Source organism: Ancylobacter radicis (assembly GCF_018449475.1).
Classification (GTDB): domain Bacteria; phylum Pseudomonadota; class Alphaproteobacteria; order Rhizobiales; family Xanthobacteraceae; genus Ancylobacter; species Ancylobacter radicis.
This window is the reverse complement of record NZ_JAHCQH010000016.1, coordinates 116,762-133,933: the sequence shown is the minus strand read 5'-3', so window position 1 is coordinate 133,933 and position 17,172 is coordinate 116,762. Positions and strand designations below refer to the sequence as shown.

General features: G+C 64.4%; 17 protein-coding genes. 3 read left to right on the top strand and 14 right to left on the bottom strand.

The features are described 5' to 3' along the window. Nucleotides 1-6: 6 nt before the first annotated feature. The 5 genes from KIP89_RS11590 to KIP89_RS11570 form a co-directional block, all read right to left on the bottom strand. The gene (locus KIP89_RS11590; RefSeq protein WP_213755594.1) at nucleotides 7-3,957 is read right to left on the bottom strand and encodes a baseplate multidomain protein megatron; all 3,951 of its coding nucleotides are present in this window, start codon (nucleotides 3,955-3,957) and stop codon (nucleotides 7-9) included. Between the two features lie 18 nt (nucleotides 3,958-3,975). After that, complete coding sequence (locus KIP89_RS11585) at nucleotides 3,976-4,416, bottom strand: NlpC/P60 family protein (RefSeq protein WP_213755593.1); 441 nt, start codon at nucleotides 4,414-4,416, stop codon at nucleotides 3,976-3,978. Then, entirely contained in the window at nucleotides 4,413-5,351 is a 939-nt protein-coding gene (locus KIP89_RS11580; RefSeq protein WP_369807124.1) for a phage/gene transfer agent baseplate hub protein, read from the bottom strand. The genes KIP89_RS11585 and KIP89_RS11580 overlap by 4 nt, the downstream gene beginning before the upstream one ends. 46 nt (nucleotides 5,352-5,397) lie before the next feature. Continuing rightward, a complete protein-coding gene (locus KIP89_RS11575; protein WP_213755592.1) occupies nucleotides 5,398-5,748 on the bottom strand; it encodes a hypothetical protein in 351 nt (116 codons plus the stop codon). A gap of 77 nt (nucleotides 5,749-5,825) precedes the next feature. Further along, nucleotides 5,826-6,416, bottom strand: coding sequence for a DUF2460 domain-containing protein (locus KIP89_RS11570; protein ID WP_213755591.1), 591 nt, complete (start codon nucleotides 6,414-6,416; stop codon nucleotides 5,826-5,828). A gap of 87 nt (nucleotides 6,417-6,503) precedes the next feature. On the opposite strand from KIP89_RS11570, the gene KIP89_RS11565 reads away from it, so the two are divergent. Next, nucleotides 6,504-6,914: a DUF4357 domain-containing protein gene (locus KIP89_RS11565; RefSeq protein WP_213755590.1), complete on the top strand. Its 411-nt coding sequence runs from the start codon at nucleotides 6,504-6,506 to the stop codon at nucleotides 6,912-6,914. A gap of 1 nt (nucleotide 6,915) precedes the next feature. Here the strand turns inward: KIP89_RS11565 and KIP89_RS11560 are convergent, their stop codons facing one another. The 6 genes from KIP89_RS11560 to KIP89_RS11535 all read right to left on the bottom strand — a co-directional run bounded on the left by KIP89_RS11560 (nucleotide 6,916) and on the right by KIP89_RS11535 (nucleotide 13,344). After that, nucleotides 6,916-10,263: a phage tail length tape measure family protein gene (locus KIP89_RS11560; protein ID WP_213755589.1), complete on the bottom strand. Its 3,348-nt coding sequence runs from the start codon at nucleotides 10,261-10,263 to the stop codon at nucleotides 6,916-6,918. Next, on the bottom strand, nucleotides 10,260-10,442 hold the full coding sequence (locus KIP89_RS11555) for a DUF7697 family protein (RefSeq protein ID WP_213755655.1): 183 nt from the start codon (nucleotides 10,440-10,442) through the stop codon (nucleotides 10,260-10,262). Before KIP89_RS11555 ends, KIP89_RS11560 begins: the two co-directional genes overlap by 4 nt. A gap of 125 nt (nucleotides 10,443-10,567) precedes the next feature. Continuing rightward, on the bottom strand, nucleotides 10,568-10,924 hold the full coding sequence (locus KIP89_RS11550; protein WP_213755588.1) for a hypothetical protein: 357 nt from the start codon (nucleotides 10,922-10,924) through the stop codon (nucleotides 10,568-10,570). 42 nt (nucleotides 10,925-10,966) lie between these two features. Next, entirely contained in the window at nucleotides 10,967-12,238 is a 1,272-nt protein-coding gene (locus tag KIP89_RS19825) for a phage tail tube protein (RefSeq protein WP_250152416.1), read from the bottom strand. A 24-nt stretch (nucleotides 12,239-12,262) separates the two neighbouring features. Beyond that, on the bottom strand, nucleotides 12,263-12,664 hold the full coding sequence (locus tag KIP89_RS11540; RefSeq protein WP_369807123.1) for a hypothetical protein: 402 nt from the start codon (nucleotides 12,662-12,664) through the stop codon (nucleotides 12,263-12,265). Nucleotides 12,665-12,711: 47 nt separating this feature from the next. Continuing rightward, nucleotides 12,712-13,344, bottom strand: coding sequence for a DUF6441 family protein (locus KIP89_RS11535; RefSeq protein ID WP_213755586.1), 633 nt, complete (start codon nucleotides 13,342-13,344; stop codon nucleotides 12,712-12,714). A gap of 63 nt (nucleotides 13,345-13,407) precedes the next feature. Here KIP89_RS11535 and KIP89_RS11530 point away from each other — a divergent pair, with 63 nt between their 5' ends. After that, nucleotides 13,408-14,019 carry a hypothetical protein gene (locus KIP89_RS11530; RefSeq protein ID WP_250152415.1) on the top strand — a complete coding sequence of 204 codons (612 nt, stop codon included), beginning with the start codon at nucleotides 13,408-13,410 and terminating at the stop codon, nucleotides 14,017-14,019. A 12-nt stretch (nucleotides 14,020-14,031) separates the two neighbouring features. Then, on the top strand, nucleotides 14,032-14,391 hold the full coding sequence (locus KIP89_RS11525) for a hypothetical protein (RefSeq protein ID WP_213755585.1): 360 nt from the start codon (nucleotides 14,032-14,034) through the stop codon (nucleotides 14,389-14,391). A 2-nt stretch (nucleotides 14,392-14,393) separates the two neighbouring features. On the opposite strand, the gene KIP89_RS11520 is transcribed toward KIP89_RS11525, so the two are convergent. The 3 genes from KIP89_RS11520 to KIP89_RS11510 are packed head-to-tail and all read right to left on the bottom strand — an operon-like array spanning nucleotide 14,394 to nucleotide 17,157. Continuing rightward, a complete protein-coding gene (locus tag KIP89_RS11520; RefSeq protein WP_213755584.1) occupies nucleotides 14,394-14,711 on the bottom strand; it encodes a head-tail joining protein in 318 nt (105 codons plus the stop codon). Further along, complete coding sequence (locus KIP89_RS11515) at nucleotides 14,708-15,058, bottom strand: DUF2190 family protein (RefSeq protein WP_213755583.1); 351 nt, start codon at nucleotides 15,056-15,058, stop codon at nucleotides 14,708-14,710. Before KIP89_RS11515 ends, KIP89_RS11520 begins: the two co-directional genes overlap by 4 nt. 44 nt (nucleotides 15,059-15,102) lie before the next feature. Next, nucleotides 15,103-17,157 (bottom strand): prohead protease/major capsid protein fusion protein, encoded by a 2,055-nt coding sequence (locus KIP89_RS11510; RefSeq protein ID WP_213755582.1) that lies wholly within the window; start codon nucleotides 17,155-17,157, stop codon nucleotides 15,103-15,105. Nucleotides 17,158-17,172 lie beyond the last annotated feature (15 nt).

Here is a 17,172-nt window from a genome sequence, read left to right as displayed (position 1 = left end):
GATCCTTCAGATGATGGCGGAGCCCGGCCAGCCACGCCCGACGGAGGCGGAGAGTTGGTAGACGCGCACCGAGACCGAGCTTTGCGCCGATCCGAAATCCGCGACCTGCTGGGCGGCGGAGTAGCTGGCGGTCGGCGTGGTCGTGGCGATGGTGCGTACGACGATTGCGCCGTTCATTACATCGACCTCGTAGCGCTCACTTTCCTCGTTGAGAGGAACATCGACGCCATCGGCCCAGACGCCGCCGAAGCGGGTGCGCCGAACCCAAGTGATAGTGAGATCGCCGCCGCCATTGCGCGCGCCCGCGATCTGGACCGGAGACCACGGCATGCGGCCGACGGCCTTCGTGGCGAAGGTCGTCTGCTGCCAGGCGGGATCGGCGATATTGAGCGCCTGTGGTCCCCATCGATAGAAGCGGGCCGCGAGGCGTTCGGCGGGCTTGCCGTCGATCTTGGCGACAGCTTCGTTCAACAGAACCACAGGCGCGCCGAGGGCCAGCGGCGAGCGGATGGCGTGTTCGGTGCCGAGGCGTCCGCGCAGCAGCTTCGTCAGCCGATAGGTCTGCGATCCGGTCAGGGCCGCATCGGCGAACTGGACGATCTCCCAATCGCCGTCGGGCGTGCCGAGCGCCAGGCTGTTCGTGCCGCCGCTCAGAATTGTGTCGGGCGTGGCGCTTGCCAGTTCCCCGGCATAGAGTTTCACCTCGAGGACGGAGCCTTCGTCCCAATATTCTGTCGGCCCTGCGGAAAGCGGCTGGATGGTTTCGCCAACGGTGGCCCGAACAGCGAGCGTTGTATCGAGCACGAAATCCGAGCCGGTGGCGCTGTCCATCACCACAACGCCGCCCCAGGGAGAAGCCGATGCCGCGGCATAGGGCGAGAAGCCATCGTCGGTGTCGCGCAGCAGCGGCATGTCCATCAGCCGCAGCACCGCCGCGCCATAGATTGGCGGCGGTGTCAGAGTCGGCGGCGCGATGCCGTTCAGCGGCGGCGCATAGATCGCCGCTTCGGCGCGCACGGCTTCGGCTTCGCGCGCGCCCTTGTCGAGCACGCGCGTCAGCCGGAACGATCGCGCCCGGCCGTTGATGACGAGATCGATGACGTCGCCAGGATCGAGTGCGATGCGTGACGGCGGCAAGGCCAGTTGCGCCGTCTCGCGGGCAACCCAAGCCTCGACCAGCGCCCGATCGGCGATCGATTGCGCCTGAACCTGATCCATCACCAGCGCGAGCCGCAGATCGCTCTTGCGCTCGGAATAGCCGGCAAGCCTCTTCGCCGAGACTGCGCCGGATTTGTATTCGTCCACCGCATCGGTGAAGCCGACCGCCACCTCGTTCGGCAGTTCGGTTTCCTGGCCGCGCGTCAGCGTGATCTCTTCGCCCTGATCGGGAACAGCGAGTTCGGGCAAGGTCAGCGTTGCGACCGAGGCCCGCCCGCGCGGCACGAAGCGGATCACGCCGTCGGTTTCGACCGCATCGAAGGAATAGGCGGACGCCAGGGCTTCGATCTCGGCGCGCGGGCTCATGGGCCGGTCGCGCAGATATCCGGTGACGACGCCGACCAACGCCGACACATCATAAGCCGTGAAGCCGACGCGCCGGCAGCGTTCGGCGACGAGCGCCGCCAGATCGGCGAGGCCGACCTTTCCGTTCAACCAATGGCCGAGCGGATAGAGATCACCGTCCGACCAGAGATCGGCCCGGCCCGGCCAGGCCGGATAGGGCCGTGCGTCCCAGGTCCATATGCCGAAGGCCTCGATCATCCGGCCGCTATAGACGCCGGAAGTCGGATTATTGGCGCCTGAAGGCGCCCAATAGGCGAGAACCGCTTCGAGCGCGCGGCGTTGGATCAGATCGTCGCGCGTGCCCTTCGAGAAGTAGGGCAGGAAGCTCTCGGATGACTTCGGGTCATAGAAGACGTTAGGCTGGTTCGCGCCCTTGTCGGCCGAGGGCACGCCGAGTTCGCAGAACCAGATCGGCTTCATCTGCGCCAGCCACGCCGTCGGCGATCCGCTTTCGACGCCGCCCGGGCGGTCGTAATGCCGGTTCAGCCACCAATTCCGCAGATCCTTCGAGCGGAACACCCAGGGTTTGCCATAGGCGCCGTCGGTGATGGTGGTGCGGGCCTGATTGTTGCGCGCCGTGTCGCTGGCATAGAACCAGCTGAAGAACTCGCCGCCCTCGATGTTCGATTGCAGATAGGCGCGATCATAGATCGACGGCGCGCCTGCGATGCGGTCGAGATGGCCGGTGCCGTCGCGCCAATCGGCAAGCGGCGCATACCAGTCGATGCCGACGAAATCGATATTGCTGTCGGCCCAGAGCGGATCGAGATGGAAGAAGACATCGTTCGAACCATCGGCAGGCCGATAGCCGTTGTAGTCCGACCAATCGGCGGCGTAGCTCACCTTCACGCCGCCGCCGAGAATGCCCTTCACATCGGCGGCGAGGGTCTTCAGCCGCGCCACTGCTGGGAAGTTGGTGGCGCTGTCGCGGACCGAACAGAGCGCGCGGAACTCCGATCCGATCAGGAAGGCGTCGATGGTCCCTGCATCGATTTCGTTCACCGCCGCGCAGAGCTTGGCATAGTGCAGGATGAACCGGCGCAGGCCCCATTCGGCCGGGCCGGAATAGCTGGTCGTCACAGCATCAGTGCTGGCGTTGACCGACACCGTGACGTGTGAGGCGAGGCAGGCGCCGAAGAAGGCCGCAACCTGCGTTCCCGCCGTCGCCGTTTTGTCCACCGTGCCGGATTGGCCAGCGGCGGGATGGCAGGTGATCCTCCCACGCCAGGGATAGACGGGCTGGCCGGTGCCGCCATAGGGGTTCGGGAGCGCGTTGCCGGCGGGCACGTCCATGAACACGAACGGATAGAAGACGACGGCATAACCGCGGGCTTTCAGATCGCGGATGGCGCGAACGACGGTATCGTCTGAAGGGGTGCCGCCGTAAGCGGGCTTGCCCGAGCTGAGCGACATGACGAGCGCGCCAGATCGCGCAAGGCCGTGAACCATCCAGGCGTCGGGCGTCGTCACCTTGTTGGCGACCTCGACTTTCGGGCGGATTGTACAGGAGCCGCAGCGAAGATCGTCGCCGAACCAGCCCACCACCAGAAACACCGTGTCGACATTCGGCAGCGAGGCCTTCAGGTCGTCTAGCGCGACCGACCAGTCGGAGGTCGAGCGCCCGGCGCTGTCGTTCTCGGGCGTGGTCGAGCCGCCGCCGAGATCGCGCTTCTGGACTTTGGTGTCATAGGCACGCTCGCCCGCGCCCGGAATCATGGTCACGGCGCGCACGATGGTCTCAAGGCTGTCGCCGGATGTGGAGGAGACGCGCCGGAACACCTCGAAGGTCAGCTGCGGCAGGCGATTGCCGAACTTTTCGAGCGCGAGATTGTCGAAGACTACATAGGCCGTGCCGCGATAGGCGGGCGCGTTACCGGTGCCTTCGACGCCTTCGATCAACGGATCGGGCGACTGGCTCGTCGTGCCGCGATAGACCCGCATGGTGATGCCCGCGAGCGAGAGCGGCTTGCCGTCGGCCCAGATGCGGCCGATCCGGTCGATCGGCCCCTCGCAGAGCCCGACTGCGAAGTTCGCGAAATAGGAATAGGTCGTGGACGTGACCGATCCGCCGCCACCGCCGCCGCCCTTGCCGCCGCCTGAGCGCTGCGTGGTCGTGGTCGCTACTTCCTTGAACTTGGTCGCCCAGATGATCTGGCCCGCGATCCGCACCCGCCCGGCGATCTCGGGGATCGCCGCGCCTTCGGTTGAGGCCTGAACCTGCAAGCTGTCGAGGCGCGGTCCTTCCTGCGTCGTGTTGCCCATCGACGGGCCGAACAGCCGGTTGTCGATGAAGCTGCCGACCGCAGTTGCCGCAGCCGCAGCCGCGATCTGGACAAATGCCGAGGCGCCCGCCGTCAGCGCGGAGGCTGCGGCGGTGAGGAGCAGAACGGCCATTTGAGGATCGGGTCCGGATCAGATCTCGGGAAAGCGGAAAACGAAGCGCAGGCGGTTGCGCCACCACGGCACGAGCGAAACTTCCGCCACCGGATGAGATTCGATGGCGTGGATCATGCGGTCTGCGGCGACGAGAATCGCGCAATGCTTGGCGGGCGCGTTGTCGTTGATGGCGAAGAGCAGGAGATCGCCGGGCTCGAAGCCATCCAGCGCCAGCGGGATCAAGTGGCGGCCGGCGGCATCGGCCAGAGTCTCCTCGCGCAGCGTCTCGGCCCAATCGCGTGAATAGGCGGGCGGGTGTTCGGGATCGGCGCCATAGACGACCCGCCAGACGCCGCGCACGAGACCGAGGCAGTCGCAGCCGACGCCCTTGAGCGCCGCCTGATGATGATAGGGCGTGCCGATCCATGAGCGCGCCTCGGCGATGATTGTTTCCCGGCCAGAAAACGAAATGCTCATGTGATCTTGCCGCCGTCGTTTCCGGCGCCCTGGTTCGGATAGGACATCGCGAAGTCGGTGCCCGGCATGTGCGGGAAGCCGCCGAAGTTGACCGTGTTGGCGAAGCGATCCCGGCAGGTGGCAAAGGTGCGGTCGCAGCCGGCCGTGGCGCTGAATGTGTCGCCGACCACCACCGGTGCGCCCATCGGCAGGGCGCTGGCGATCCGCGAAACCCCGGCGCTGGAGGAATGCGCCTTGATCTCCACTGCCAAGCCATTGTTCACGCCGGAAGTCCAGACCAGCTTGCCGCGCGTGAGTACGCCCGATGCGACACCGGAAAGGCCGGAGGCGAGAAATTCAAAAGCATCCAGGACCTGCGTCACCGCGCCAGTGCCGTTGCGCCCGGCCGCGTTTAGATCGATCCCGCACCGCGCGTCGCCCAAGTCCCAGGCGCAGGAGCGCTGGAAGATGCGGCCTGCCGGTTGATCGAGCTTGGCGGCAAGGCCGCGCAATTCGGCGGAGAAGGCGAGCTTGCCGCGCGAGACCTGCCCGAGATTGCCGGCGCGCAGCACCACGCGCTGCGCCACATCCGCCCAGTTCACCAGATAGATTGTGACGGCGGCATCGTCGTAGCGCCCGCCGTGCAGATCGTCCTCGGTGAGCGCGTCGGATGACAGCGCGCCCTGCACATCGAGGTTGGAGACTGCCAACCCAAGCTGGCCCTCGATCGCGGTAGCAGTGAACCCCGAAGCCGCCTTGTAGGTGACGGCATCGAATGCGAGATCGCGGTCGAAATCTGTAAAGCCCATCACCACGCCGTCGCGGCGATCCACACGCCAGCAGCGGCACAGCGTCGTGAGCCCGCCCGCAACGTGGGTTGCGAGCGCGGGAGGAAGAGCTTTCAAGTGATTGGCTTTCTGTTTCAGGCCACAAAAACAAAAAAAGCCAAACAGCAACCTGCTTGGCTTTTTAGGGCATGAATTTCTTTGCAGATGCCTTTGATCAGCATCCTAGCTGTTCGTGCAAATTACCCCATTCAGGAAACGGAAAATTTCCTCCATTGCCATCTTTCACGTCGGTAAGAACGCTGCAAAGGCAAGTTTTCCGACTTTGACCACTGCCTTCGCGTATAAATCGATCTTTGCAAGAACGAATGCGTTTTTCGATGGCTTCAATTTCGTCATCATCGTAGGAAGAAAGAGCCTTTTGTAAAGCTTCACCGCGAGAAACGTAGTCTTTTGCATTTTCGCGTTGGATCAAATATTGTGAAAATGTCGCTCTTCCTATAGAGTAAACATCAGCCATCGCGCTTACGATCGCTGCAATCTGTGAAGCGTTCTCAAGAGAAATCATCAGCACTCTCAATATTTGAAGGTCATCGTCGATTGATAGCCAAAAGCTAAAATTGAATCAACGATCGGTTTGGCCATTCATTCCAGCACCTCCACGAGGTCGATATTGTTGACAATCTGCAAGTCCCAGGCGTTCGCCTGAACCGGCAAACTGTCGGTGTCGAAGCGGACGGGAACATCGAACTGGAATGAGGCGGTCGGCGCTGATCCCGGCGCGGAGGCGAAGGTGATCCGGCCCGTCTGCGTATCGATGGCGGCGGGCGTAACCGGGCTTCCGGCGATCTTCACCGCGACCGATCCGGCAACCGGCTTGGTAATCGTGCGGACGTGCTCATAGCCCGAGCGATTGTAGCGCTTGACGATCTGCCAGACCGCCGGCGTGATCTGCACCATCGCCTGATCGGCGGCGTCGAAATCGTTCCAGTCCTTGAAGCGGAACGAATAGGCTCGGCCTTTCACGACATGGAAGTGCGCGATCACCGCCGCCATGTCGACGCGGCTGCGGATGCCGGTCGAAATGTTCCAGCGGCCTCGGGCCTGTGACCAGTTGACGTTGCGCTGCTCGGCGCCCGAGGCGAGCGTGACGATCAGGGTCGAAAATCCCGGCCCGCCGGTCGCGCCCCGGCCGACTGAGCCGGGGAATGCGAGGTCGAGAAACGGCTGCGGCATGGAAAAATCCTGAAGAACAGAGCAAGCTTGACGGCGTCGCTATTCTATAGCACTATAGCGCTATAGGCATTAAGCGAGGGGGCGAGAATGCACACCGTCGAAATCGACTTTGAAGTCTTCAAGGCCTTAACCGTCCGTCGTGAGACAGAGGCAACGTCCTACAACGATGTTATTCGAGAGCTCTTGAAGCTCGGCACCCCCGCGCGGGTTGAGCAAAGCGTGGCGCCCGCGGCTTCCGAAGCCTCTGCGCATGACTGGTTATGCAAAGGCGTTCGCTTCCCGGCTGGGACCGAGTTTCGCGCCAACTACAAAGGCGGCGTGTACTACGCGAAGGTCGAAGGCGGCTCGCTAGTCGTGGATGGGAAGTCAGTCACGAGTCCATCTGATGCGGCGAAGATCGTCACCAACACGAACGTGAACGGTTGGACGTTCTGGGAGTGCCGCTTTCCTGGCGAGAGCCGTTGGAAACTGATCAAGGGCCTTCGTAGTCAGCGCTGAGTTACATCCCTCGCATGCCGGAGCGAACGGCGCGGGCAAGCCCTGCCGCGATCTGGGTGCGGCTGGCGTCGAAGGCGGTCGGGTTAGGCGTTTGGATCGTGACGTTGACGACCGCGCCGCTGGATCGCGGATCGCCGCGTTCATAGGCGCGCGCCTCCTTGCGGTTCAGCACGCGCTCGCCCCGTTGCAGGATCGCCGGCACCTCGTCGGGCTTGAGATACGCTCCGTCATGGAAGCGCGGCGCACCCGCAAAGACGTGGACCGGAACCGTGCGGCCGACGCCCCCCGCGCCGACCAGCCCGCCGTCGTGGAACAACCGCGAGAAGATGCTGCCGAGGATGCCGCCGCCTTGCCCGAAGGTCGGCAGGTTCGAGCCGAAGAGCAGGTTCTTCAGCGGATTGAGCAGCGCGAGCTTGATCATCTCGCGGTTCAGATCCTGAAGCGCGAGGCGTCCCGCATCGGCCCATGATTTCCAGTCGAGTTTGCCCTGCGCGAGCACATCGGCGAAGCGATCGAGCGCGGAACCGACAGCGGACTCGATCGCGCGATAAGCTGCATCCTGCCGCTGAAGTTCCTGCGTCAGCCGTTCGATCTTGCCGGCATTCTCTACGATGGCGCGGCCTTCCTCGCTCGCAAGATCGATCCCGCGCGAGCGCAAGCCCTGCTCGGCGCGCAGCTGGGCGATGATGACGGAACGCTCGGAGGCGCTCTGGCCGATCAGCCCGATCTGCCGTTGCAGAAGGGTGATCTCGTCCTTCTGGTTCTCGACGGCCTCACGGCCAGCGAGTTGCCGATTGAGCTCGTCGATCCGCCGGGCATTACCGATCGCGGATTGTCCTTCCGGGCTTGCCGCATCGATTCCGCGCTGGCGCAATTGCTGGATGGCGCGAAGGGTTGCCAGTTCCTCGGAGCGCTTGGCGACCGAAGCGCCGACAAGTGCGACCTGCCGTTCCAGCAGAGTGATCTCGTCGCGCTGATCGCGCAGCTGTTCCTGGCCGCGCAGCGTCCGGTTCAGGCCTTCGATCTGGCGAGCGGACTCGATATAGGCGAGGGCCTCCTCGCTCGCGAGATCGACGCCGCGCCGTCGGAGTTCCTGTTCGGCGCGCATCACGGCCAGCGCATCGCCGCGCGCCGAAACAGTGGCGTTGATCAGCGCCACCTGCCGCGTCAGGAGTTCGATCTCCCGGCGTCGATCCTCGTTCGCGGATAGGGTCTGCGCGCGTTCCTGTTCGACGAAGAGCCGACCATAGGCTTCGCGCATCCGCTCGATGATGCGGGTGAGGGTTTCCTTCGCTTCGCCCTCGGCCAGCGCCTGTGCCGTCAATAGCGGGCGAAGCGCCTGCTCGACCTGCATCACCTGTTGGGCCTTGGCCGAAGCCAGCGAGCCAGCTGCGACCGCATCATTGACGCGCTTCTGGGCGGACGCTTCTGCCGTCAGATCGGCAACCTGTTTTCCCGCTTGCGCCGCCTGCTCGGCGATGCGTTCGCGCAGCGCCTGGCGCGCACGGGCTTCGGCATCGATGCCTTCGCGGGCCTGATCGATCAGGCCGGTCTTGCGGGCTTCCGCGCGTTCGGCCGCCGAGGCGCTTTCGAGATAGGCGTTGGCCAGAGCCAGCGTCGAACGGATCGACACCTCCGTGACCGACGATTGCGTGACGACGGCCTGCGTGGCTGCATCGACCGCCGGTCGGAAGCGGGCCAGTTCAGCCGTGACGCGCCGATAGGCGGCTTCGACTTCGGCGACATCGGCAAGCTTAGAGCGCGAGAGGGGATCATCAAGCGCCGCACGCAAGGTCGCCTGTTCGCGGCGCAGGCGTTCGAGATCGCGCGCGCCGGGAATGATATCGCGGGCGGTTTCTCCGGCCCGGACCGACAATTCGTTCGCGCGGGCTTCTGCGGCGAGTCGAGCAGCGCGCTGCTGCTGATCGGCAAGCTGGGCTTCGATCTCGGCGATCCGACGCTCGACCTGCGGCAGCATCAGCGGCACGACATTGCCGCGGCTGTTCTCGCGCAGACGGTCGCGCTGCCATTTCAGGAGATCGAGTTCTTCGGACGGATTGCGGCCATCGACCGCGCGATCCACCGCCTTGCCGATGGCGTCAAAGGCGTTCGAGGCCTGCCGGGCGACATAGTTCCAGGCGCGTCCAAAGGCGTTGGTCGCCTGTTCGGCGTCGGCAAGCGCCGGCACGAGCGCGTTCAAGAGAACCCGCTGCGCCTCGGTGCGATTGTTCTGGTCAGCCAGCGTGCGGATATACTGCCGCGTCCGGTCGTCGAGAAAGGCGAGGCGAGAATTCAGCTCATCCGCGCCGCGCACCGGATCGGCCAGGGCGGTGGCGAGCTGCTCGGCTCCGGCCTTGGTTTCGAGCGCAAACGTGACCGCAAAATTGCGGGCGATGCCGATGGCGCGGCCCATTTCTTCTGCGCCGACCTTGCCGGTGCGCAAGAAGGCGACTTCCATCTCGCGCGCGGCGGTGACCGAGACCTTGCCTGTAATGCTCGATGCCTGGGCAACCCGCTCAAGCTCGGCGGCGGTCGCGCCCGAAGCGCGCCCAGCGCCCATCAGCGCGGTGGTGACAGCGCGCGTTGACGCGTCATTCGCCACCCAGGCGGCGGTTAGGCCGACGACCGCCGCCGCAACTCCGATTGCGATCCCGCCGACAACCCCGAGCGCCGAGCCGAAAGCAGCAATCGTTCCTCGCAAGCCGCCGAAGGCCTGCGTCACCTGACCGCCTTGCTGCATGAGGATGGTCATCGGCGACATGCCGGTCGACATCGACGCCACCACGTCGTTGAACGTGTATTGCAGCGTCAGAAGCTGATTGCGGGTGAGGCCGGTTGCGCCGCCCACACCCTTGATCGCCTGCGATGTCTGGTCGAAGCGCTGCTTCGCCAGCGACTGCGCGGCGGTATGTTCAGCCGAGGTGATTGCGCCACGCTTGGCGAGCGTGGCGTATTCGGCGAGTTCCTGGTTCAGGCGGGCCTGCGCCGCGCCGAGCGGATCGATCGCGGCGCGCAGCGCATTCGCTCGTGCTGCGAAGTTTTCTGCTTCCCGCGCTGCTTCCTCGAAAACACCGGCGGAGTCGCGGGCGGATTTCGGGATCGGGCGGTCAACGTTCAAAACGGTGTTGAACCGCTTCTGCGATGCGTCGGCTTCGCCCGCCATGCGCGCCGCTTCGGCGAGGCGCTTCAGCCGCGCGACCTCGCGGTCGGTCGCAGCGCCCGTCCGGTCCAACGCTTTTTCGACCGAGCCGAAGGCCGACTGACCGGATTGCCCGACCTCCTCGAAGGCGCGCTTGATCTCCGCCTTCCCCTCAACGCCGAGGCGGATGGAGACATTCGTGGCGCTCATGATGGATCAGCGTTCCGGCGATAGGCGTTGACGACGATGGGTTCAATCTCGGGCAGGACATCGACGAGAAGCGGGTTGAGCGCGCCCATTGCGTGGGCGAGCATCAGGATCGCGCCGAAATCGAGCGCATAGACGCCGCCCATCACTGCCCGAACCTGTCCGGCCGAACGGCGGATCACTGCCCACGCCAGCATTCCCTCGGAAGTCTCGGGTTCGTGCTCGTCATAGGGACAGCCGACGCAGCGCGAAGGACAGGCGGCGCAATAGCTTTCGCCGCCGTCGAATTGCCATTCGGCGAGGGCGATCAGACGTTTTTTTCGTCGAGCCTCGTCAGCGCCGGGCCGACATAGAGACGGTCGATGGCGTCGAAGGCGGGCCAGAGTTCAAGCAATTGCTCGATGGCCTCATTGTCGGGGTCAACCGGCTTGCCCTTGGCGTCGCCGATACCCTCCCAGGCGACAATGCCGGTATGAGCGAGCGCGCGGGTGAAGGCCGCGCCCGCCTCGATCGTGGCCTGTTCGCCGCCAGCCTTCAGCGCTTCACCAGCAGCGCCGCGCGCGATCAGCATTGCGGCGACCGAGACGGGGCGGAACTGGATGCGCACGCCGGGCAGCACATTGAGCCAGAAGGGTTCGGCGGACACGGGTTCGAGCTTGAGCATGGTGGCTCCTTGGTTTGGGAGGCGATTTCGGGGAAGGAAAGATCAGTAGGAGGCCACGTCGTTGGTCAGAACGACGGTGCAGGTCTTGGTGAGAACTGGATCGAGCGCAGCCTGCCAGGCGAAGGGCATTTGGATGCCGCCCGGCCCCTGAATTTGCCGGTTGCCGCGCGGCAGGAACACGCGGTGCGCGGTGAAGAGCAATGAGCGGCTGGCGTCGATGGTCCAGCCGAAGGCGATCTCGCAGGGCGTGCGGGCGGTCGCCTGATCGAGGAGGCTCGTGTCCTGAAACCGCGCATTGAGATTGCCCGAGCATTTGACGATGCCGGGATCGATATCGGCGATGCGCCCGTCGGATCGGATGACCTCGATCTTTTCGAGGTTGTTCGAATACATCAGTTCCGCCGAGACGATGTTGCCGAGCACCGCGCCGTTGCGGGTGATCGATCCCTGAAACTGGCTGAACCGCTCGACATCGAGAACGGTCGGCGTGCCTGCCGCCGTCGCGGTGGCGGTCGCCTCGCCTTGGGCGATCACGTTGACCGTCGCGGACAGAAGCCCGGAACGCTGCGCCTGGACGGACAGGCTGTTCGCCCGCGCGCCATAGTTCATGCCGAAGAACGGCACGTCGGGAAGGCCGACTTCGATCGACATCGACGGCAGGGTCTGCGTGCCCGAAACAAAGGTGTGGCCGTTCGCCCCGCCAGTGAGCGTCGCGCCCGAGACCGTGCCATTCGAGGCAGGCGTGGTGGACGCGGCGATCGTGAAGCTGTTGCCGCCAAGACCGAGCGTATCGTGCGTGATCGTCAGCGTGTTGCCACCGGTCTGGGCATAGGTCGCCGCCGCGACTGCTGGCACGACGCTGGCGTTGAGGGCGGTAACGGCATTGGTCAGCGTCGCGCCAAGATTGGCCCCGATCTGGATCTGGTTGCCGGTCGGCGCGGCGGAGACGAAAGTGAAGGCGGTTCCGGCTATCGTGATCGTCGCGTTCGCCACGGGCTGCGCGGAGAACAGGATCGAGCCCCTTGCGGCGACCGTCGCGGCGGTCGTTGGGTTGCCGAACAGGCCCTTGAGCCAGAAGCCGATGTTCCGGTGATCCATCGGAACGACGATGTCGCTTTCGTTCGACACCACGTCATAGGCTGGCGTCAGCGGATCTCGGCCATAGCCGAGGAGATCGCTCTCGATCAGGGATTGCTCTTCGCCGAGGTTGGCCGAGACGAAGGGCAGCTTGCGAAAGCCCGTGCCGGGCGTGATGCCATAGGTGGCTTCAAACACCGCAGCCATGACGGCGTTGGCGCCGCGTGCGCGTGCCATGGGAATACTCCTATCGTTGTGGGTTCAGTTCAAAGGATCGGTCGTCGCGTAGACGGCGAGGATCGCGAGATCGGCGAAGCGTCCGGGCAAGGCGCCAAGTGCTTCGATATCGTCCGTCACCGGCGCTTCTGCTTCTATCCAGTCGCAAAGCCCGCCGAGCGTCCGGTTCGCCATGACCGCCGCGCCGATCGCCCCCAGCATGGCGTCCACCACCTGCTCGCGGCTGAGCGTCGCGCGCTCGTAAGCGGCGATCTCAAGCGGGATGCGGTGCGAATACAGATAGGTCAGTGGCGAGAGGCTGACCTCCGGTTCGCCCGGATCGCCGTCGCGGATCACGACCAGCCCACCGGGCGGAATGCGCTCGGCCTTGGCCAGATTGCGCTTCACTTCCGCGCCCGGCAGGGCAGCGGCGACAAGCGACTTCACCGCCGCAAGGACGGTTTCGCGTTTCGAAGCCATGGTGGACCAAGCCTTCAGGATTGCGGCCAGTGCCGCGCGATCAACGAGGGCACGCGCGCGGCTTGGCGTTTGGCGGCGCCCTCTACATCGAGCCGTTTCTTCAGGGCGACCTGCGGCACCAGAATGAACACGATGACACTGACCTGACCCGTCTTGCGGCGATTGCGGGCGGCAAGCCCGCGCGTGTTGATCCGGGCATCATCCGCGACCAGCAGCGAGGGACGGCCACGGCGATAAACGAACCGCAGTTTCAGACCGGTTCGCCGTTGCCAGCCTTCCGGCGTGATCTTTTCGCGCGAGCCCGCAGCGCTTCGTCCGCTCTTGCCGGCGGCGGCAGTCGGGATCGCCAGGAACGGGCCGCGTACTGAGCGGATCACCACGCCCCGGTCAAAGGCATCGACAATCTTCGGCGCGCGCGACCAGACATAGGCAGCTGCTTCGGCACTCTCGCCGACCTCGGGGAAGGTCTTTCCCCGCCACGTTCGTGACAGCCGTTCACCGAACCCGGCCGCGACGACATCTTCGCGGAGATCCTGTTTCAGGCCGGCTGTAGCATCGCGCATTCCCGACGTGACGGCGCGTTCGATATCCTTCTCGGTTTCAGCAAGCGCTTTGCCGAGATCGGGGTGCTTGATGGCGAATTTCATAGGCGCACTATTGACAGATATCCATAATAGGCGCATATGTAACATCTGTTCCAACAGGAGGGCATGATGAAGGCGCACCTACCAAACATTGACGTCAAGTATGATCCCCAGAATTTCCGTGACCTGTTCGAAACCGAACTCGGCGCGGGCGTTTGGAATTTCCTCATTCGGCCCGACAACGTGATCCGAATGGAGACCGCGAGCTTCCTAGAACGGGCAGCTGTTGAACCCTTAGCGCCAGGGTTGGTCGCAGAGTTCGGTCCTGACATCGCCCAAGATCGCATCAAGCAGATGATTGGGCACATGGTCCGTCAAATCATGGAGGCGGTCGGCTACGAGATTGATCGACCTGGGCTTCGCATCACACGGGAAAGCCTGTTCTCTAGTGGTGCACGGTATCAGCCGCAGGATCAAAGCCGCGACCGGACGATGAAAATTACACCCGAACAGAGGCAGGCTTGGCTCGAACGGACAGCTAAGAGTCCCTTCAATATCTGGCTCGATCAGCAGGTGAAAGCGCCTGATGGCAAGCTCGACCTTGAGCGCCTTTACGAAGTTGCCCGCCAGCATGGCATCGAGAAGCGGTATGATCATCTCAATCCGGGCCAGCAGCGCATGAACATCGGGGTGATGCTCCGTTCGCGTGTCACTCAAGAAGAAATCTTGGCTCAATAAGGGAGGCGTATCGTGCTCATTGATTTGATGTCCGGGAAAACGATCGCGCGCGTCCCTTATGAGAGCGAATTCAGGGCATTTATGTCTCGGATGACTGTCGATGAAATTGCGGCGATCAAGTCTGAACTGAATGGCATGATCGAAGGCACAGAAATTCAGACAGCCGGGTGGATGCCGGGATCGAACTGGGGCGGCACGGTCTATCAGCCGATCTATGAGAAGGCCGCGCGCCGAGACTACAGCGCATCGGCCCGTTGCTTTGGGCTGATGGTCTGGGAGGTATTCATGGAGCGTCCCGAACGATGGTCGTCCGGTCGGTTCGAGAAGAACGGTGAACCAATCGGGAGCCGAACTTACTTCCGTATTCAGTAGCACTAGACCTTTACAGCCTCGCAGGCCGAAACGAGCCCGAGCGCATCGCCCATCGGTTCGCCGATGATCCGGTAAGTCTCGGTGCCGATCAGGATCAGATCGCCCTCAGTGATCGTTGCGGCCTGCGAGCGGCGGATATCGATGCCGATTGTCGGCAGAACTGCGCGGCTTTCTCCAAATTCCGCCATGCGGTCGGGCGACTTGCAGATGATGCGGACAGCGACGCCAGCGCCGACGCCGCCCGCCTTCCACAGCGCGTCTTCGCCGATATTGGGATCGGCGAAGAGCGCATCGATGGCCGAGGCGAAAGCGTCGATCACGGATCGTTCGCCCGGAAGGAGGCATTGAGCCGAACACGGCCGGTGGTGTTGCCCGCACCGCCCGCGACAGCCGCCGCCGCGACGCCGATCAGAAGGTTGGCGGTGGCAACCGTCGTGCAGCGCTTGTTGGTGTCGTCCCAATAGACGAGCGCGCCGACCGTCCAGGCCTGCGAGCCAATCTTGGTGAGCTCGAACACGCCGGTGAGATCGAGCGCGACATCGGCAGACAGCGCGGCATCGTTGGTGGCGACGCCGAAGAGCTGGCCGACTTTCGCGCCCTGGCCAGACGTGAGGGCATAGGGCGCGGGCACCACCACGGTGTTGCCCGCCTGGATGAAGTTCCGCATGGGATGGGTCTCCTTGACTTCGGGTTAGGCTGGCGTCGCCGTCATCAGACGCCGGCGTTGAAGAACAGGCCGCGGAAGTCGATCGCCTTGGCCGCGAAGTCGTGCCTGATCTTGAATTCGACGCCATCGACCTCGAACCCGACGCGCTGATCGAGGAAGGGCTCGGACTGGCCTTCGAGGCGGCAGTACTCGATCGTGTCGATGGTCGCGGGATCGGCCGCCAGCCACCAGCGCTGCGGACCCGCCGTGTTGAAGAGGCGCGGCTCCTCGATCACGTCGAAGGCGTTGGCGTAGGGGTTGACCTGAGACGCCTGGGCGGGCGTCGTCTGGGCAATGATTTTGCGCGCTTCGATCGCGCGCGTGCCCGGCGCCACCAGAATATAGCGCGGGTAGTTGTTGATGATCTGATCGCCGGTGACGCCGGCAGGCGTCATCTCGCGCTGCTGCGTCATCAGTTCGATCGCCTGCGTCAGCGAGGTCTCGGTGATCGCCGCCGCTGTGCCCTGGTTGGCGCGGCCCGCGGCCGCCGAGAACAAAGCGACGCCATCGGCCAGAAGCGGGTTTGCGAGAATCTCGTTGTAGACGAGACCGCTTTCGAGATCGGAAGCCTTCATGCCCGCCGTGCCGAGCGCCCGGTCGAAGGCCCGCAGATCGTCATTGACGATGGCCTGCCGAGTGAGCGCGACGATGCGGCCGAAGGTGGCGAGGCGATAGGTTTCCCGGCTTTCCGCGATGGTGCCATAGCTGAACTCGGCGCCTTCCATGACCGGCAGTAGGCCGGGGAAGTTGCCGATCTGCGTCGGGAACAGCGGCTTGAAGTCGGTCGTGGTGATGCCGCGCGTCCAGCGCTCGAAGGTGCGGGGCGCGGTCGTGTAAGCCTGCCGCAGACGCTTGCCCGCGACGTTGGCGAGGATCAGCGGGAAATCGCTGGTGCCATGCGGCCCGGCATTGCGGAGCGCAAGCTGCACCACCTCGTTCGCGGTCATGCCGCGCGTGCGCACGCCAACCTGTTGCAGAGTTTCGCGGGCGATTTCGACCAGCGACATGCCGCGATATTCCCGAGCGCGATCCGGCAGGGCATTCGCCGATGGCGCGAGGCGATGGGCAATCGCTTCGGTGATGGCCTCGCGTCTTGTGACGGTTGCATCGAGCCCGCCCGCCGGGAAGGAGACGGCAGTATGGCCGACGCCGCGCTCATCCCGTTCGGCAAGCTTGTCGAGAATGACACGGCGGGCTTCCTCGATGGCGACGCCGCGCGTGACGAGATCATCGGCAAAAGCGCGCTCGAGGCGGAAGCGGTCGGCCAGGCCAAAGATCGCCGCCACACGCTCGCGCTCTTCCGCGCGAACCTGATCGGCGTTCGGTGCGACAGGCGCCTGATCGAGCGGCGCGGGATTGGTGCGTTCATTCGCGGTGGGCGCGGGCGCAGCTTCCGGCGCGGCATCACGGGTCTGGACAGGTTCGTCCATGGCGGCAGTCTCCATCGTTCGGGTGTTGGAATTGACGAGTTCAAAGGGAAAGGTCGGCGCCTCGTCCGCCGCGCGGACTTGCGCGCCGGGATCGGCGCCGACAGCCACGAAGGACAGTTCGTGAGGCGTCCAGCGTTCGACGAACCAGCGTTCAGGTTCGCCGACACGTTCGGGCCGTTCGACGCGCACCTTGTCGATGCGGTAGCCGACCGAGATGTTGCGGACGATCCCGTCGGTGACGAGCGCGAACAGGCGATCGGCGGCTTCATCGACGCCAAGCTTCGGGAAGCGCAAGCTTGCGCGGCCTTCGCCCTTGTCGATCCAGGCGCGTTCGACGACGCCGACAATCGCGCGCGTCGTCCATTGCGAATGGCTGTCGAGCACCGGCGCGCCGGCATCGAGGCGGGAGAGATCGACCGCATCGCGCGAGACCACGAGGATTTCCTCGTAGTCGATTGCGGTATCAAAGCCGGTCCAGCGACAGCGGCGCACGGACGCTCCGGTGGTCCAGACGACTTCGACGGTTCGGCTCTCGGCCTCGATTGAGGCGACCGGCGCAAGCCGGGTCTGCATCGGCAGCGCGTTGGCCATAGGCGGCGCGCCGCGCAAAGGCGGTTGAGCAGGTTTCATGGTTTCCTCGAAGTG

Excerpts from the sequence above, each read along its gene's own strand:
- KIP89_RS11590 (WP_213755594.1), bottom strand. The coding sequence starts at position 3,957 with ATGGCCGTTCTGCTCCTCACCGCCGCAGCCTCCGCGCTGACGGCGGGC.
- KIP89_RS11585 (WP_213755593.1), bottom strand. The coding sequence starts at position 4,416 with ATGAGCATTTCGTTTTCTGGCCGGGAAACAATCATCGCCGAGGCGCGC.
- KIP89_RS11575 (WP_213755592.1), bottom strand. The coding sequence starts at position 5,748 with ATGATTTCTCTTGAGAACGCTTCACAGATTGCAGCGATCGTAAGCGCG.
- KIP89_RS11570 (WP_213755591.1), bottom strand. The coding sequence starts at position 6,416 with ATGCCGCAGCCGTTTCTCGACCTCGCATTCCCCGGCTCAGTCGGCCGG.
- KIP89_RS11565 (WP_213755590.1), top strand. The coding sequence starts at position 6,504 with ATGCACACCGTCGAAATCGACTTTGAAGTCTTCAAGGCCTTAACCGTC.
- KIP89_RS11560 (WP_213755589.1), bottom strand. The coding sequence starts at position 10,263 with ATGAGCGCCACGAATGTCTCCATCCGCCTCGGCGTTGAGGGGAAGGCG.
- KIP89_RS11550 (WP_213755588.1), bottom strand. The coding sequence starts at position 10,924 with ATGCTCAAGCTCGAACCCGTGTCCGCCGAACCCTTCTGGCTCAATGTG.
- KIP89_RS19825 (WP_250152416.1), bottom strand. The coding sequence starts at position 12,238 with ATGGCACGCGCACGCGGCGCCAACGCCGTCATGGCTGCGGTGTTTGAA.
- KIP89_RS11535 (WP_213755586.1), bottom strand. The coding sequence starts at position 13,344 with ATGAAATTCGCCATCAAGCACCCCGATCTCGGCAAAGCGCTTGCTGAA.
- KIP89_RS11530 (WP_250152415.1), top strand. The coding sequence starts at position 13,408 with ATGATGAAGGCGCACCTACCAAACATTGACGTCAAGTATGATCCCCAG.
- KIP89_RS11515 (WP_213755583.1), bottom strand. The coding sequence starts at position 15,058 with ATGCGGAACTTCATCCAGGCGGGCAACACCGTGGTGGTGCCCGCGCCC.
- KIP89_RS11510 (WP_213755582.1), bottom strand. The coding sequence starts at position 17,157 with ATGAAACCTGCTCAACCGCCTTTGCGCGGCGCGCCGCCTATGGCCAAC.